Source organism: Streptomyces sp. NPDC006207, assembly GCF_040613835.1.
GTDB lineage: Bacteria > Actinomycetota > Actinomycetes > Streptomycetales > Streptomycetaceae > Actinacidiphila.
This window is the reverse complement of the sequence record NZ_JBEXSX010000008.1, coordinates 25,619-41,239: the sequence shown is the minus strand read 5'-3', so window position 1 is coordinate 41,239 and position 15,621 is coordinate 25,619. Positions and strand designations below refer to the sequence as shown.

Sequence of the window (15,621 nt, the reverse complement as noted above, 5' to 3'; positions counted from 1 at the left end):
TACATGGTACGTACACATAATGGCGGGCCCGCCCGGAATCCGGGGAGCCCGCCTTCCGGCCACCGCTCCGGCCACCCGTCGGCGGCACCGCGGGATGTACGGCGCTCAGCCGCCGATGGGCAGACCACCGATCATGCCCTTGGTGCCCCCCGTCTTGCCGGCACCGCCGAGCAGCTCGTTCGTCTTGCCCGTGACCGCCTTCAGACCGGTCTTGGCGACCTCGTCCTTGGCGTCCAGGATCTTCATCGGCCCGTTGCCGAGCGGGAGGGCCTCCCCGGCGAAGGCGGGGGACGCGGCGGCACCGGCGGCGCCCAGCGCGATCACGGAACCGGCTACGACGGCCGCGGCCTTCGAGTACTTCACTTCACATTCCCCTTCCGCAGCGACGCCTTTCGCCGCTGTCACGATGAGTAACGCCCTCGATCCCCGGCAGAAACCGCGCGGCCCGGGGTTTTTGCCAATCACCCGAATGCCGGTCCGCTCATACGAAAGGGCGCCTGCCCGGTCATCGGACAAGCGCCCTTCCTGTGCGGTGCGTCGGACCGCGCCGGCGAGCCGCGCCGGCTACTTCTTCTTGGCCGCGCCCTCGTCGCTGGAGAGCACCGCGATGAAGGCCTCCTGCGGCACCTCCACGGAACCGACCATCTTCATCCGCTTCTTGCCCTCCTTCTGCTTCTCCAGCAGCTTCCGCTTACGGGAGATGTCACCGCCGTAGCACTTGGCGAGGACGTCCTTGCGGATGGCGCGGATGGTCTCGCGGGCGATGACCCGCGAGCCGATGGCGGCCTGGATCGGCACCTCGAAGGCCTGCCGCGGGATGAGCTCGCGCAGCTTGGCGACCAGGCGCACCCCGTACGCGTACGCCGCGTCCTTGTGCGTGATCGCCGAGAAGGCGTCCACCTTGTCTCCGTGCAGCAGGATGTCGACCTTGACCAGGCTGGAGGTCTGCTCGCCGGTGGGCTCGTAGTCCAGCGAGGCGTAGCCGCGGGTCTTGGACTTCAGCTGGTCGAAGAAGTCGAAGACGATCTCGGCGAGCGGGAGGGTGTAGCGGATCTCCACCCGGTCCTCGGAGAGGTAGTCCATGCCGAGCAGCGAGCCGCGCCGGGTCTGGCAGAGCTCCATGATCGCGCCGATGAACTCCGTGGGCGCCAGGATCGTGGCCCGCACCACCGGCTCGTACACCTCGGCGATCTTGCCCTCGGGGAACTCGCTGGGGTTGGTGACGACGTGTTCGGCGCCGTCCTCCATCACCACCCGGTAGACCACGTTGGGCGCGGTGGCGATCAGGTCGAGCCCGAACTCGCGCTCCAGCCGCTCGCGGATCACGTCGAGGTGCAGCAGGCCGAGGAAACCCACGCGGAAACCGAAGCCGAGGGCCGCGGAGGTCTCCGGCTCGTAGACCAGCGCGGCGTCGTTGAGCTGCAGCTTGTCCAGCGCGTCGCGCAGCTCCGGGTAGTCGGAGCCGTCCAGCGGGTACAGGCCGGAGAACACCATGGGCTTGGGGTCCTTGTAGCCGCCCAGTGCCTCGGTGGCGCCCTTGGACTGCTGGGTGATCGTGTCGCCCACCTTGGACTGGCGGACGTCCTTCACACCCGTGATCAGGTAGCCCACCTCACCGACGCCGAGGCCGTCGGCCGACAGCATCTCGGGCGAGTTGGTGCCGATCTCCAGCAGCTCGTGGGTCGCGCCGGTGGACATCATCCTGATGCGCTCGCGCTTGTTGAGCTGACCGTCGACGACCCGGACGTAGGTGACGACACCGCGGTAGGAGTCGTACACGGAGTCGAAGATCATCGCACGGGCGGGCGCGTCGGCGACACCGACCGGGGCCGGGACGGTCTCCACCACGCGGTCCAGCAGCGCCTCGACGCCGAGTCCGGTCTTGGCGGAGACCCGCAGCACCTCGGAGGGGTCGCAGCCGATGAGGTTGGCCAGCTCCTCGGCGAACTTCTCGGGCTGCGCGGCCGGCAGGTCGATCTTGTTCAGCACCGGGACGATGGTGAGGTCGTTCTCCATCGCCAGGTAGAGGTTGGCCAGTGTCTGCGCCTCGATGCCCTGGGCGGCGTCGACCAGCAGGATGGTGCCCTCACAGGCCGCGAGCGACCGGGAGACCTCATAGGTGAAGTCCACGTGCCCCGGGGTGTCGATCATGTTCAGGATGTGGGTCTTCCCCTCATCGGCGCCCGCGGTGGGCGCCCAGGGCAGACGGACCGCCTGGGACTTGATCGTGATGCCGCGCTCGCGCTCGATGTCCATGCGGTCGAGGTATTGGGCGCGCATCTGCCGCTGATCCACCACACCGGTCAGCTGGAGCATCCGGTCGGCAAGGGTCGACTTGCCGTGGTCGATGTGCGCGATGATGCAGAAATTGCGGATCAGCGCCGGGTCGGTACGGCTCGGCTCCGGCACGTTCGAAGGGGTCGCGGGCACGCAGGGTCCTGTCTCTTGAGGCGCCTGTCGCCTCTGGTCGGATCGATACGTATGGCTCCCATAGTCCCATGGCCGGGGCCCACGGCCGTGCCGGGCGGTGCGGGAGGAGCCGCGGGACCCGCCACGGGCCACCGGTTTGGGCGGCGCGGCGGCCGACTGCTAGCCTGGGCAGTCGCGCCTCGTGCCCTCTTACCCGAGGCGCGGACCCCATCAGACCAAACCTGAAAAGGCTCTTTCGTGGCGAACATCAAGTCCCAGATCAAGCGCAACAAGACCAACGAGAAGGCGCGCCTGCGCAACAAGGCCGTCAAGTCCGAGCTCAAGACCGCCATCCGTCGCACCCGTGAGGCCGTGGCCACCGGCGACGTCGAGAAGGCGACCGAGGCCGCGCGTCTCGCCTCCAAGAAGCTCGACAAGGCCGTGAGCAAGGGCGTCATCCACAAGAACCAGGCCGCCAACAAGAAGTCGGCGCTGGCTCTCAAGGTCGCCGGCCTCCAGGGCTGAGCCTTCCCGCAGCAGTACCCGCCGGTGACGGACACAGCGGTCCCTCTCACCCGCTCCTCCACCGGCACCCTTGATGTTCCGGCCGCACGCGGCCTGCGTTCGCCACGCGGGTGCGGCCCCCGAAGGGCCCCGTACCTCCCGGTACGGGGCCTTTCGGCACGTCCGGTTCCGGCTGCGGCCCTCAGCGGGCCCGCGCGGCCCGGGCCACGGCGACGACCGCCTTCTCCAGGGCGTAGGCCGGGTCCGCACCGCCGCCCTTGACCGCGGCGTCGGCCTCGGCGACCGCGCGCAGGGCGGCGGAGACACCGTCCCCTGACCAGCCGCGCATCTGCTGCCGGACGCGGTCGATCTTCCACGGCGGCATGCCCAGCTCCCGCGCCAGGTCCGCGGGGCGCGCCCCGCGCGGGGCGGAGGCGAGCTTGCCGATGGCCCGGACGCCCGAGGCGAGCGCGAACGTGATGCCGGGCAGCGGCTGGCCGACCGCGATCGCCCAGCGCAGCCGCTCCAGTGCCTCGGCGGCGCGGCCGGTCACCGCGAGGTCGGCGACCTCGAAGCCGGTGGCCTCGGCACGGCCCGTGTAGTAGCGGGCGACCACGGCCGCGTCGATCGCGCCTTCCACGTCGGCGGCGAGCTGGGCGCAGGCGCTCGCCAACTCCCGCAGGTCGCTGCCGATGGCGTCCACCAGGGCCTGGCAGGCCTCGGGGGTCGCGGACCGCCCCAGCGCGCGGAACTCCTGCCGGACGAAGGCCAGCCGGTCGGCCGGCTTGGTCATCTTCGGGCAGGCCACCTCGCGCGCCCCGGCCTTGCGGGCCGCGTCGAGCAGACCCTTGCCCTTGGCGCCGCCCGCGTGCAGCAGGACGAGCGTGATCTCCTCGGCGGGGGCGTCCAGATAGGCCTTGACGTCCTTGATGGTGTCCGCGGACAGGTCGTGCGCGTTCCGTACGACCACGACCTTGCGCTCGGCGAAGAGCGAGGGGCTGGTGAGCTCCGCCAGCGTGCCCGGCTGGAGCGCGTCCGGGGTGAGGTCGCGCACATCGGTGTCGGCGTCGGCGGCCCGCGCCGCCAGCACGACCTCCCGTACCGCGCGGTCGAGGAGCAGGTCCTCCTGCCCCACCGCGATCGTCACGGGGGCGAGCGGGCTGTCTGTCGTACTGTTCCTGGCCATCGCCGTCCAGCATCCCACGCGGGTCCGACACAATGTCCCGGTGACCGACGTCAGACATGTGCTCGTCCTCCCCGACCGCGATGCCGCGGAGGAGGCCGCCGACGAAGCCACCGAGCGCTTCGACCTGCCCGCCCGCCCCCAGCTCCTCCGTGACGCCCTCGCCGGCGAGGACGACGCCGAGGACGCCCAGTGGCTCCTGCTCATCAACGACGAGGACGAGGAACTCGACCCCGCCGCGCTGAACGAACTGGCGGAGGAGTTCGAGGGCTGGCTGGAGGAGGACTAGGCCGTGCCGCTGCGCGTTCCCGCCCAGCGCCGTCGCCCGCAGGAACCGGGGGCGGAGCGCCCCGGGGTGGCCGGGGCGCTCCCCGCGGTCCCGTTCAACCAGCGCGTACGTCTCCTGGTCGAGGCCGTCGACGAGCCCGACGAGCTCGCCCTCGCCCAGGGACTGATGGAGGCGCGGGGGTGGGCGGTGCGCCGCGCGGGCCGTGAGGACGCCCCCGCCACCGCGGGCGGCAGCCGCGTCGCGCTCGTCGTCGAGGTACGGCTGAACGGCTCCCGCTGGCGGGCCGAGAAGGCGGCGTGCGGGGCCGTGGAACGCCTGGCGAGGACCCATCAGCTCGGCCTGTGGGTCCGGGACGCGGCGCTGCTGCTGCGGCCGGACGATCCGCGGACCGAGTACCGCGTGATCCGCCGTCCCGGCGCGGGCGGCGGAGGGCGCGACCGGCTCGCACGGTGGTGGGCGGCATGCGGCGGGCGCGGCGCGCACCGGCTGCTGCGGCTGCCGTCCGGGCTCACCCGGGAGGCCGTCGAGCGGGAGCTCGCGGAACGTCCTCTCGGTGGAAGCGCGTTCACACCGGACACCCACGAACTGCGGCCCGCACCGCCCGAGACGGACGTCCCGGCGGCCACCGGGACGCACCGTACCGCGCTCCGGGTGCGGACGCTGCCCGGCGTGGCCGCCGCCGCGGCCTCGGCGGCGCTGCTGGTGGGCTGGACGGCCTCCGGGGCGGACGCGGAACTCCCGTGGTGGCCCCTGGCGGCGGTGGCCCTCCTGTGCGCGCCGGGGGTCCACTTCGCCCTGCGCGACTCGTGGTTCTCACGGAACGCGGTCTGGCTGGTGCCGCTCGCCCTGCCCGTGGGGTGGTCGCTGGTGACCTGGCTCGGGCGGCTGATGCAGGCGTTCTACCTCGACCGGTTCGGCATCCCGTCCGGCTCGGTCCGCTCCACCGGGGACCTGTGGCCGTACGCGGCAGCCGCCGAACCGCTGGGCCTCGCCCTGGGGTTCGTGCTGCTCTTCACGGCGGTCGCGGGCTGGCTGCGGCACGTGCACATCGCCAAGGGCGACAACCGCCTCGCCTTGGTCACCGTGACCGTGCTCCTGTCGGCCGCCTTCGCGGCCACCACGCTCGTCGCCGGCGCCCACGACGCGGACCGGGCCGCCCGCGATGCGGCGTCCGCCGCCGGGCGGGGACACGTCCCGGCGACGTACTTCGGGCTGCACGGCACCCTGATGTGCGTGGTGCCCGTCGGCGAGGGCCCCGTCCCCGTGGAGAACGGCCCGGTTCCGGCCGGCCACGCCGTCCTGTCCTTCGGCGCCTCCGGGGACTGGATCTGGCTGTGGGACCCGCGCCGTTCGCAGGCCCTGTCGGTGCGCCGGGAGGACGTGCAACTGCTCCCCGCGACCGCGGTCAGCGGCGGGAGTCCCCGAACAGGATGCGGTAGATGATCAGGAGGGCGAGCGCGCCGCCTATGGCCGCGCCCCACGTGGGCAGGTCGTAGAAGTCCTTGGTGATGGGGTGGTCGAGGAACTTCGCCGAGATCCAGCCGCCCACCACCGCGCCCGCGATGCCGATCAGCGTCGTCCCGACCAGTCCGCCCGGGTCCTTCCCGGGCAGCAGTATCTTCGCGATGGCGCCCGCGATCAGGCCCAGTACGATCCAGCCGATGATGGTCATGCCGTCAACCTGCCACGGCCCCCGCCCCTTCATGCGCACCGAGACGGAGCCATGGGCAAGCCGTGACACGGCGGTTGCACTTCTCAGCGAACTCTCGGCCCGGCGGCGGGCGGATGCCACCGGGTGCGGGAAAACCGGGTGACGTCCGTGCCCGCGGCTCTGCAGGATCGCGGGGTCAGCCGCTCCCAGCCAGGAGGTCCCGTGGTGCACCGCATGATCGTCCCGACCTTGTTCCCGCCGCCCGGTTACGCGCACGCCGCGGTCGTCGAGGCCGGGCAGCGGCTCGCCTTCATGGCGGGCTCCGTACCGCTCGACGCGGAGGGCACCCTGGTGGGGCCCGGCGATCCCGTCGCCCAGGCGCGCCAGGTCGTCGCCAATCTCGACGAGGCGCTGCGGGCCGTGGGCAGCGGCCTGGAGCACGTGGTCGCCTCCACCGTGTACGTCGTGGGCACCGAACCCGCCGAACTGTCGCAGGTCTGGGAGGTCGTCCGGGCCTCAGGGCTGGGCGAGGGGCCCCACACGTCGACGCTGCTCGGGGTCGGCTGCCTCGGGTACGCCGGCCAGCTGGTGGAGGTCACCGCGACGGCGGTGGTGCCCTGAGCCGCGGCGGACGGTTCAGCCGCGCCAGGCGCGGACCAGGTCCTCGGGGCCCCAGTGGGCGGCCAGGGGGAGGCCGGGGGTGACACCGCTGCGCGAGACGGCGACGAGGGGGGTGGCGGGGGTCGCGCCGGGGACTGCGGTCACGTCGCGGACGAGGGCTTCGTATTCGTGGCGGCCGAAGGGGTGGGTGTCGAACCACTTGACGGAGCCCACGAAGTGGACCTGCGTGGCCACCGGTTCGCGGTCGGCGCCGACGAGGTCGACCTCGGGGTTGTTCTGGCGGTTCCACCAGCCGCCGACGGCCTCGGTGCGAGGCCAGGCCTCGTCGGGGAGCAGCCTGAGCAGGGACGCGCGGACGACGGGCTCGACCGCGCGGCCGCGCCAGGTGGACCAGGACCGCTCGAAGCGTTCCAGGGCGAGGTCGCCCCGGCCGCGTTCGATCAGGGGGAGGGCGCGGTCCACGAAGGCGAGCCAGAAGCGCAGGTAGGGGTCGGCGATGCGGTAGCGCTTGTTCTTGGTGTCGGCCTTGGCCGACAGGGGGAGGTCGGCGGCGAGCACGCGCTTGGTCAGGAGGGTGCCGAGCAGGGGCGACAGGGTGCCCGAGGGGAGCGGGTGGGCGCCCCCGGTGCGGGCCGCGATGGAGGAGAAGGTGCGTTCGCCGCTGCCGACGGCCTCCAGGACGGCACGGGAGTGGGAGGCCTCGGGGAACTCGCCGAGCAGGGAGAGCTCCCCCGCGACGAGGAGCGGGGAGAGCGGGGTGGAGAAGGCCCCGCGCAGGAACGCGGTGCGGGAGGTGCCGGGCCGCCACGACTGGACGATCTCCGGGAAGCCGCCGGTGATCAGGAGGGCGTCCACCGCATCGGCGGCGCCGAGACCGGTCATGGACTGCACGTCGGCGAGGTGGAGCGGGCGGACGGTCATCTTGGTGCCGCGGCCGTAGAAGGGGCGGCCGTAGGTCTGGAGCGCCTCCATCACCGACATGTCGCTGCCGACCAGCACCAGCAGGACGGGCTTGGCGGACAGGTGGCGGTCCCAGACGGTCTGCAGGGCCCCCTCGAACTCGGGGTCCTGCTCCACCAGCCAGGGCACCTCGTCGATCACGGCGATGCTCGGCGTGGTGTCGGGGACGGCGAGGGCGAGCGAGCGCAGCGCCTGGTTCCAGTCGCCGGTCCGGAGGCCGGCGACGAGGTCGGCGCCGGGGAGGCCGGAGTGGGCGAGGGCCGTGGCGAAGTCCGCCCGTTCGGCCGCGGGGTTCCGGCCGCGGGTGGCCTGGAAGACGACGTACGGCACCCCGGAGCGGTCGCAGAACTCCTGGATCAGGCGGGACTTCCCCACCCGGCGCCGGCCCGTCACGATCACGGCTTGGCCGCGGGTGGCGGCCGTACCGTCGGTGACCCGGCGCAGCAGGTCGGTGAGGTGCTCGAGGTCGGCTGTGCGGCCGGTGAACTCCATCGGCGTCGGCCCCCGTGGCTGGCTGGGAAGGCGGGTGGAAAGGTAGACCCGATCTTACGTAGATTGAGTCTTACTTTACCTCGGGAACCCGGTCCAGGACGAGGCCGAAGCGCTCGCGGTAGGCGGCGAGGACGGCGGCGTCGCCGTCCAGGGCCTCTTCCCGGCGGATGCCGTCCGGAGCGGTGGTGATGAGCGTGCGGCCGGAGAGGGTCAGCCTCCCGCCGTCCTCGGTCAGACGGGAGCAGACCAGGGACCGCGTGAAGTGGGAGTGCGGCGAGGTCTGCTGGTACCAGGAGCCGACCTCGAAGTCGGCGAGTTCCCGGGGGCGGGGTTCGAGGCGGAAGACCGGCTCGCCGTCGTGGTGGAGGTCGAGGTCGCCGTACGGGGCCGGGGTGAAGCGGAAGACGCCGCCGGGGTCCTTCTGGTCGACGCCGGGGGTGAGGTCGAGGGGGAGGTGCGCATGGCGACCGAAGCCGACGTCCGCGAGGAGGGTGAGACCGTCACAGGTGCGGACGCGGAGCGCCATGTGGTCGAAGGGGATGCCGAGGCGCGGGCCGTTGACGGAACGGGCTGCGTAGAGCGTGACGTCGTAGCCCAGGGCGGCGAGCAGGGCGCCGAAGGCGCCGTTGACCTCGTAGCAGAAGCCGCCGCGGCGAGCGGTCACGATCTTGTCGTGGAGGACCTCGGGGTCCAGATAGACGCCTTCCCCGAGGTGGATGGAGAGGTTCTCGAAGGGCACGGCGACGAGATGGCGCACGTGCAGCTCGCGCAGAGCCGCCGCGTCGGGGCGTTCGGGGCGCGCGGCGCCGATGCGGCGGAGGTAGGCGTCGGCCTGGGAAGCGTCCATGGCGTCAGTCTTGGGGAACCGGCGACGATCACGCCAGACCCGGCTGGCTTCACGGCATGACGCGAACACTGCGCGAGCGGCACGCCGCGGCGATGGGCCGGCTCAGGGACGGCGGCGACGTGTGGGTGGCGACGGCGGACGCGCGCGAGGTGCCGTGCCTCGTCCCTCTGTCGTTCTGGTGGGACGGGGAGGAGTTGTGGCTCGCCACGCGCAGGACGAATCCCACCGGGAGGAGCCTGGAGTCCTCGGGACGGGTGCGGCTGAGCCTGGGTCACACCAGGGATCTGGTGCTCATCGACGGCACGGCACGGGTCGTGGACTTCGCACGGCTGCCGGACGGTGTCGCTGACTCCTTCGCGGCGAAGGCCGAGTGGGATCCCCGCGGTGACGGACCTTCGTACGCGTTCTACGCGATCCGGCCGCAATGGGTGCAGGCCTGGGGACGCTGCCGGAGATGCGGGACCGGGACCTGATGAAGGAAGGGGCGTGGCTATTCTGATCACCAATCGGCGATATACACAGTGACAGGCCTTAAGTTGCCGGTTTTACGTCGGACATGGGCTGGTTGATCTTCGGATTTCGTTGTCCGGAGACTCTTGACGGGGGCTTGACGCGCGCGGTTTCATCCTCGGAAGCGGAGATGAATATTCCGTTTCATGTTTCCCTGGACCGGAGGCGGTAGCCCCCTCGAGCCCGACCCGATCGGATGCGCGCATGACCGACACGCTCCACCCGCCGACGGCCCCGCACTCGCCGCTGGCCCCGCCCATCGAGGCCCCGAAGTCGCTCAAGAGGTCGATCGGCGTGGTCGGCGGAACGCTTCTGACGCTGTCGTGCCTGACCCCGGCCTCCTCGCTGTTCGTCATCGTGCCCCCGCTCTTCGCCGACCTGGGAACCGGGACGGCGCTGACCATCGTGATCGCGGCGGTCCTCTGCATCGCGGTGGCCTTCTGCTATTCGGAGCTCGGGACGCTGATACCGAGCGCGGGCGGCGAGTACGCGATGGTCGGCACGCTCATCGGGCGGCTGGCCGGGTGGATCGTGTTCGTGCTGTCCCTGATCGTCGTGATGATCGTGCCGCCGATCATCGCGCTCGGCACGGGCGAGTACCTGGCGCCGATCATGCAGATCGACCCGAAGATCGCGGGCGCCGCCGTCATGCTGCTGGCCACCGTCATGGGCCTGCTGGACCTGCGGGCCAATGCCTGGATCACCGGCATCTTCCTGGTCCTGGAGGTCGTCGCGGCGGCGGTCGTGGCCTTCCTCGGGTTCTCCCACAGCTCGCGGTCGGCCTCGGTGCTGATCCACCCGGTGACGGAGGCCGGGCACGGGGTGGGGTCGGCGGTCACGGCGGGGACGATCATCGCGGGGCTGGCGATCGCGCTCTTCGTGCTGCAGGGCTTCAGCACGGCCGTGTACCTGTCCGAGGAGATGGAGAACCCGCGGCGCACGGTCTCCCGGACCGTGCTGTGGACGCTCGGCATCGGCGCCCTGGTGGTGATCGTGCCGACGATCGCGATCACGCTGGGCGCGCCCGACATGAACTCCCTGATGGCGGGCGACCTCTCGGCGCTCGTGCGGGGCTGGAGCAACTCGGCGGTCGGCACCTTCATCAGCCTCTGCATCGCGCTGGCCATCATCAACGCGGGCATCGTGATGGTCATCCAGAACTCCCGGGTGCTGTACGCCTCCGCGCGGGACCGCGCCTGGCCGGCCCCGGTCAACAAGGCCTTCGGCACGCTGAGCAAGCGGTTCGGCGCCCCGTGGATCGCCACGCTCGCGGTGGGCGTGCCGGGCGCGGTGCTGTGCTTCGTGCCGGTGGAGACGCTGAGCGGCGTCACCGGCGTGGCGGTCGCCGCGATGTACGTCGTCGTCGCTCTCGCGGCCCTCGGCTCGCGCCGCGCCGGGCACAAGGAGCGTGCGGCCTGGCGCATGCCGCTGTGGCCCGCGATACCGCTGCTGCTGGTCGTCGTGCTGGCGTACGTGCTGACCCAGCAGACCGCGCAGGACCTGGTGATCACCGGTGTGATCGTCGCCGCCTCGCTGGCCTACTGGCTCTTCTACCTCCGGCCGCGGCAGAGCACCCGCTGGGTGATCTCCGTGCCCGAGGAGGAGATGGGCCTGGAGGACGCCTGAGCCGCCCGTCCCCGGCACCCGTGGGGCCCGTACCGGTCGTGCACCGGTGCGGGCCCTTCGCCGTCCCCGGACGGCCCGCTCCGCGGCGGGCGACGGACCGGTCGCGGCGGCCCGCAGGTCCTCCCGGTCGCCCAGGACGGCGACCGGGCCGTCCCGGTCGGTGCGCAAAACCGTGGTGCCCTGGGCGCGCAGCGCGGCGAGGGTCCGGGGCGACGGATGTCCGTACGGGTTCCTGGCCCCGCAGCTGACGAGCGCGAGACGGGGCCGGATGCGGACCAGCAGCGCCGGGTCCTGGTAGGCGGAACCGTGGTGGGCGACCTTCAGGACGTCGACGCGCGGGAGGTCCGGGGCAGCGGTCAGGAGCGCGTGCTGGGCCGCGGGCTCCAGGTCGCCGAGGAGGAGCACGGTGAGCCCTGCGGTGCGGACCAGCAGGGTGACGCTGGCGTCGTTGGGATTGGTGCCGCCCAGATCGGCACCCTCGGCGCCCGCGAGCAGGGAGGGCGCGGCGGGCCACAGCACACGCCAGTCGAGGGGGCCCAGGCGGCGGCGCTCCCCGGGTGTCGCGCGCAGCAGGGGAACGCGGGCGGCGGCCGCCTGACGGCGTACGAAGGCGGCCTGGTCGGAAGGTTCGTCGAGGGTGGTGGTCTCGATGGCGCCCACGGCACGGCCGCGCAGGACCCCGGGGAGGCCGGCGACATGGTCGGCGTGGAAGTGCGTGAGGACGAGCAGCGGGATCGCGGTGACCCCGAGCGAGCGCAGGCACCGGTCGACGAGGCGGGGCTCCGGGCCGGTGTCCACCACGACGGCGGCGCCGTCGCCCGCGGAGAGCACCAGCGCGTCGCCCTGGCCGACGTCGCAGGCCACCAGCCGCCAGGCCGGCGGCGGCCAGCCGGTCACCGAGCGGGGCAGCGGCGCGGGACGTACGACGGCCAGCACGAGCAGCAGCGCGGCGGCCGCGCACAGCCAGGGACGGCGCAGGATGCGGCGCCCCGCCGCAACCACCACCACGGTGACGGCCGCCAGCAGCAGGGCGCCCGCCCAGGTGCCGGGCCAGTCGAGCGTCGCCCCGGGCAGGGCGGCACCGCGCCGGGCCACCGCAGCGATCCAGCCGGCGGGCCAGCCCGCGACCCAGGCGAGTGCCTTGGCGACGGGCATGGCGAAGGGCGCCGCGGCCAGGGCGGCGAAGCCGAGGACGGTGGCGGGGCCCACCGCGAGTTCCGCCAGCAGGTTGCAGGGGACGGCGACCAGGCTGACGTGGGCGGCCAGCACCGCCACCACGGGGGCGCACACCGCCTGCGCGGCGGCCGCCGCGGCCAGGACCTCCGCGAGGCGCGGTGGCACCCGCCGGTGCCGCAGGGCGGTGCTCCAGCGCGGGGCGAGGACCAGGAGCGCGCCGGTGGCCAGCACGGACAGCGCGAAGCCGTACGAGCGGGCGAGCCAGGGATCGTGGAGGAGCAGCAGCAGGGCGGCCCCGCACAGCGCGGGCAGCAGGCTGCGGCGGCGGCCCGTGCCGATGGCCAGCAGGGTGATCAGCCCGCAGGCGGCCGCGCGCAGCACGCTCGGGTCCGGCCGGCACACGACGACGAAGGCCACGGTGAGCACTCCCCCGAGCACGGCCGTCACGCGGAGCGGAAGGGCCAGCCGCGGAGCCAGGCCGCCGCGCTCGGCGCGCAGCGCGAGACCGGGCGGACCGATCAGCAGGATCAGCACCAGCGAGAGGTTGGAACCGCTGACCGCGGTCAGATGGGTCAGGTCGGTGGCCTCGAACGCGTCGTGCAACTCCACCGGGATACGGGAGGTGTCCCCGACGACCAGCCCGGGAAGGAGGGCACGGGCGTCGGGCGGCAGGCCCTCGGTGGCCTCGCGCAGCCCCGCGCGGAGTCCGCCGGCCACACGTTGCGCACGGCCGGGCGGCCCCACGACGCGCGGCGGCCCTCGCACCGACAGCACCGCGGCGATCCGGTCGCCCGGCTCCGCCGCCGGGGCGAGCCGGGCCTCCGCCTCGACGCGCGTGCCGGGCAGCAACGTCAGCCACGTACGGGCGGGTTGGCGGGCGATGAGCAGGACCGGTGTACGGACGGCGGTCCTCGTGCCGCTCGCCGTCACGCGTACGGCCTCGGCCTCCACCAGCACCGCTTCCGGCGCCCGGACGGCCCCACGCACCTGCGGGCGGATCAGCCGGGGATCCGCCGTCAGCCTCAACTCCACCCTCGCATGCGCGTGTTCGGCCGCCAGGGCGGGCACCGGGCCACGGTGCAGGTCAGCGGAGTGCAGTCCCGCCACGGCCGCGGACGCCGCAGCGCAGAGCGCCACGGTGGCGACCGACGTCCACCGGCGTACGCACGACGCGAGCGCCACCAGGACGACCAGCGCGCACGCCCCCACCACGGCTCGCCCGGGCGCCGCGAGGGCGACGCCCGCGGCGAGCCAGGCCGCGAGGGCCGGGGCCACCAGACGGAGGTCCGGCGGGCCCTCCTGGCGCGGGTTCGACGCGCCCCGGGGTGAGGCGGCCGCCGCGTGCACCGCCGGGCGGGGCGCGCTCACGGGGTGACCAGCGGCTTGAGATCGGAGAACCGGCGGTCCCCGATGCCGTTGACGTCACGCAGCTGCTCGACGGAGGTGAAACCGCCGTGCCGGCCGCGGTAGTCGATGATGTGCCGGGCGAGCACCGGCCCCACACCGGGCAGGGCGTCCAGCTGCTCGGCGGTGGCGGCGCTGAGGCTGACCGGACCGCTCGCCGCGGCGGTTGACTGGACCCCGGTGGCCGGTTGCGGGGCGGCACGGCCCACGACGATCTGCTCCCCGTCGGCCAGCAGGCGGGCCAGGTTCAGGGCGCTGGTGTCCGTACCGGGCAGCGCTCCCCCGGCGGCGTCCACGGCGTCCGCCACGCGGGACCCCGCGGGCAGCCGGCGCAACCCCGGCCTCCTGACCTTGCCGGCGACGTCCACGACCAGCACCGGCTTCGCCCCGGGCGCGGGGCTCGGCGCCCGTGGCCCGGCCGCCGCGGAAGCCCGCGCGGCGACGGGGGCCTCGGCCGCGGCGGGCAGCGCCGCGGCGACCGGCGGCACCGCCACGGTGCGCGGCCGGCCGGTCCAGAAGTGGTGCACCGCGAAGGCGAGGGCGACGAGGAGGACGAGGGCCAGGGCGGCCGCCGTCTTCGCCTCGATGCCGCAGCGGACGGAGAGCCAGGTGGGGAGGCGCTCGGTGAGCGCCAGGCGCCAGGCGTCCGCGGCGCGGCGCCCCGGCGGATCCGGCGCCCCCGGCGCAGCCGCTCGTTCCGGCACGGCCAACCGCTCCGGCCCATCCGGTCGTTCCGGTGGATCCGGAGCCGCCGCGCCCGCCCCACCCCGTGGCGCGGGACGGGTCGGCGGACGGTCGAAGAGGGCGGCGGCCCGTTCCCGGACCGCGCCGGCGGCGGGCCCGGGTGCGGGCACGCGTGCGGACGGGTGCCTGCGGTGGCGAGGAGTTGCGGTGGTCGATCCCATGTCAGGGACGGTAGGCGGACCGGCGCCAACGAGATGATCTTGCCCAAGTCCTGTGGATCGTCCAGAGGTTGTGGATAACCCCGTCACCCGAAGGAGGTCACAGCGGGGAGACGACCGCCCCCAGCAGCCCGGGCCCCGTGTGGGCGCCGATCACCGCCCCGACCTCGCTGAGGACGAGGGTGTTGAGCCCGGGGACCCGCGCCCGCAGCCGCTCCGCCAGGGCGGACGCGCGGTCCGCGGCGGCCAGGTGGTGGACGGCGATGTCCACCGGACGGGTGCCCGCCCGTTCGACGACGATCTCCTCGAGCCGCGCCAGCGCCTTGGAGGCCGTACGCACCTTCTCCAGCAGCTGGATGCGGCCCTCGTCCAGCTGCAGCAGCGGCTTCACCGCGAGCGCCGACCCGAGCAGCGCCTGCGCCGCGCCGATGCGTCCGCCCCGGCGCAGGTAGTCCAGGGTGTCCACGTAGAAGTACGCCGACGTGTCCGACGCCCGCTTCTCCGCCGCCGCCACGATCTCGTCCGCGGAGCCGCCCGCCTCCGCCGCCTCGGCGGCGCTCAGCACCGGGAACCCGAGGGCCATGGCGACCATCGCGGTGTCCACGACGCGCACCGGGACGGGCGCGTCCGCCCCCGCGAGCAGCGCGGCGTCGTAGGTGCCGGAGAACTCCGCCGACAGGTGCAGGGAGACGATCTCGGTCGCTCCCGCCTCCGCCACCGTGCGGTAGGCGGCGGCGAATTCCTCGGGGCTCGGCCGCGACGTGGTGACGGGCTTGCGGCGTTGCAGGGCGCGGGCGACCGCGGGCGCCGACACCTCGGTGCCCTCTTCCAGCGCTTCGTCGCCGATCACCACCGCCAGGGGGACCACGGTGATCCGGTGCCGGGTCAGGGCCTCCTGCGGCAGGTAGGCCGTGGAATCGGTGACGATAGCGACATGGGACGACATGTGCGGGAGGTTACCCGCGCCGAAGGCCGGGCGACAGTACGGCTCCGTCGAGGTGAACCCCGGTGAACGTCCCCGCGGCCCGTCCCGGCCCCGCCCGGCCC

Annotated in this window: 14 protein-coding genes and 1 pseudogene; 6 read left to right on the top strand and 9 right to left on the bottom strand. The window is 73.4% G+C overall.

The window, feature by feature from the left end:
* Window positions 1-105: 105 nt before the first annotated feature.
* Complete coding sequence (locus ABZ312_RS08230) at window positions 106-363, bottom strand: hypothetical protein (RefSeq protein ID WP_361797151.1); 258 nt, start codon at window positions 361-363, stop codon at window positions 106-108.
* 201 nt (window positions 364-564) lie between these two features.
* Window positions 565-2,430, bottom strand: a complete 1,866-nt coding sequence (gene lepA / locus ABZ312_RS08225) for a translation elongation factor 4 (protein ID WP_500322981.1) — start codon at window positions 2,428-2,430, stop codon at window positions 565-567.
* A 237-nt stretch (window positions 2,431-2,667) separates the two neighbouring features.
* On the opposite strand from lepA, the gene rpsT reads away from it, so the two are divergent.
* Complete coding sequence (gene rpsT / locus ABZ312_RS08220) at window positions 2,668-2,934, top strand: 30S ribosomal protein S20 (RefSeq protein ID WP_018556617.1); 267 nt, start codon at window positions 2,668-2,670, stop codon at window positions 2,932-2,934.
* Window positions 2,935-3,115: 181 nt separating this feature from the next.
* On the opposite strand, the gene holA is transcribed toward rpsT, so the two are convergent.
* Entirely contained in the window at window positions 3,116-4,099 is a 984-nt protein-coding gene (gene holA, locus ABZ312_RS08215; RefSeq protein ID WP_499511835.1) for a DNA polymerase III subunit delta, read from the bottom strand.
* A 40-nt stretch (window positions 4,100-4,139) separates the two neighbouring features.
* On the opposite strand from holA, the gene ABZ312_RS08210 reads away from it, so the two are divergent.
* Both ABZ312_RS08210 and ABZ312_RS08205 read left to right on the top strand, forming a co-directional pair.
* The gene (locus ABZ312_RS08210) at window positions 4,140-4,385 is read left to right on the top strand and encodes a hypothetical protein (RefSeq protein WP_499511836.1); all 246 of its coding nucleotides are present in this window, start codon (window positions 4,140-4,142) and stop codon (window positions 4,383-4,385) included.
* A gap of 3 nt (window positions 4,386-4,388) precedes the next feature.
* Entirely contained in the window at window positions 4,389-5,828 is a 1,440-nt protein-coding gene (locus ABZ312_RS08205) for a hypothetical protein (RefSeq protein ID WP_500436852.1), read from the top strand.
* On the opposite strand, the gene ABZ312_RS08200 is transcribed toward ABZ312_RS08205, so the two are convergent.
* On the bottom strand, window positions 5,791-6,057 hold the full coding sequence (locus tag ABZ312_RS08200; protein ID WP_499511838.1) for a GlsB/YeaQ/YmgE family stress response membrane protein: 267 nt from the start codon (window positions 6,055-6,057) through the stop codon (window positions 5,791-5,793). The genes ABZ312_RS08205 and ABZ312_RS08200 overlap by 38 nt on opposite strands.
* Before the next feature lie 201 nt (window positions 6,058-6,258).
* Between ABZ312_RS08200 and ABZ312_RS08195 the strand changes: the two genes are divergently transcribed.
* Window positions 6,259-6,657 (top strand): RidA family protein, encoded by a 399-nt coding sequence (locus tag ABZ312_RS08195; protein WP_500436850.1) that lies wholly within the window; start codon window positions 6,259-6,261, stop codon window positions 6,655-6,657.
* 15 nt (window positions 6,658-6,672) lie between these two features.
* Here the strand turns inward: ABZ312_RS08195 and ABZ312_RS08190 are convergent, their stop codons facing one another.
* Both ABZ312_RS08190 and ABZ312_RS08185 read right to left on the bottom strand, forming a co-directional pair.
* Complete coding sequence (locus tag ABZ312_RS08190) at window positions 6,673-8,109, bottom strand: ATP-binding protein (protein ID WP_500322976.1); 1,437 nt, start codon at window positions 8,107-8,109, stop codon at window positions 6,673-6,675.
* A 70-nt stretch (window positions 8,110-8,179) separates the two neighbouring features.
* Window positions 8,180-8,956 carry an arylamine N-acetyltransferase family protein gene (locus tag ABZ312_RS08185; protein WP_500322975.1) on the bottom strand — a complete coding sequence of 259 codons (777 nt, stop codon included), beginning with the start codon at window positions 8,954-8,956 and terminating at the stop codon, window positions 8,180-8,182.
* Between the two features lie 56 nt (window positions 8,957-9,012).
* On the opposite strand from ABZ312_RS08185, the gene ABZ312_RS08180 reads away from it, so the two are divergent.
* On the top strand, window positions 9,013-9,429 hold the full coding sequence (locus ABZ312_RS08180; protein WP_500322974.1) for a pyridoxamine 5'-phosphate oxidase family protein: 417 nt from the start codon (window positions 9,013-9,015) through the stop codon (window positions 9,427-9,429).
* Between the two features lie 241 nt (window positions 9,430-9,670).
* The gene (locus ABZ312_RS08175) at window positions 9,671-11,092 is read left to right on the top strand and encodes an APC family permease (protein ID WP_500322972.1); all 1,422 of its coding nucleotides are present in this window, start codon (window positions 9,671-9,673) and stop codon (window positions 11,090-11,092) included.
* A gap of 105 nt (window positions 11,093-11,197) precedes the next feature.
* On the opposite strand, the pseudogene ABZ312_RS08170 reads toward ABZ312_RS08175, so the two are convergent.
* The 3 genes and pseudogenes from ABZ312_RS08170 to ABZ312_RS08160 form a co-directional block, all read right to left on the bottom strand.
* Window positions 11,198-13,636: pseudogene (locus ABZ312_RS08170) on the bottom strand (ComEC/Rec2 family competence protein); the annotation flags it as partial.
* Window positions 13,633-14,376, bottom strand: a complete 744-nt coding sequence (locus ABZ312_RS08165; RefSeq protein WP_500436848.1) for a ComEA family DNA-binding protein — start codon at window positions 14,374-14,376, stop codon at window positions 13,633-13,635. The gene ABZ312_RS08165 and the pseudogene ABZ312_RS08170, both read right to left, overlap by 4 nt.
* A gap of 298 nt (window positions 14,377-14,674) precedes the next feature.
* Window positions 14,675-15,520 carry a DegV family protein gene (locus ABZ312_RS08160; protein WP_500322969.1) on the bottom strand — a complete coding sequence of 282 codons (846 nt, stop codon included), beginning with the start codon at window positions 15,518-15,520 and terminating at the stop codon, window positions 14,675-14,677.
* Window positions 15,521-15,621 lie beyond the last annotated feature (101 nt).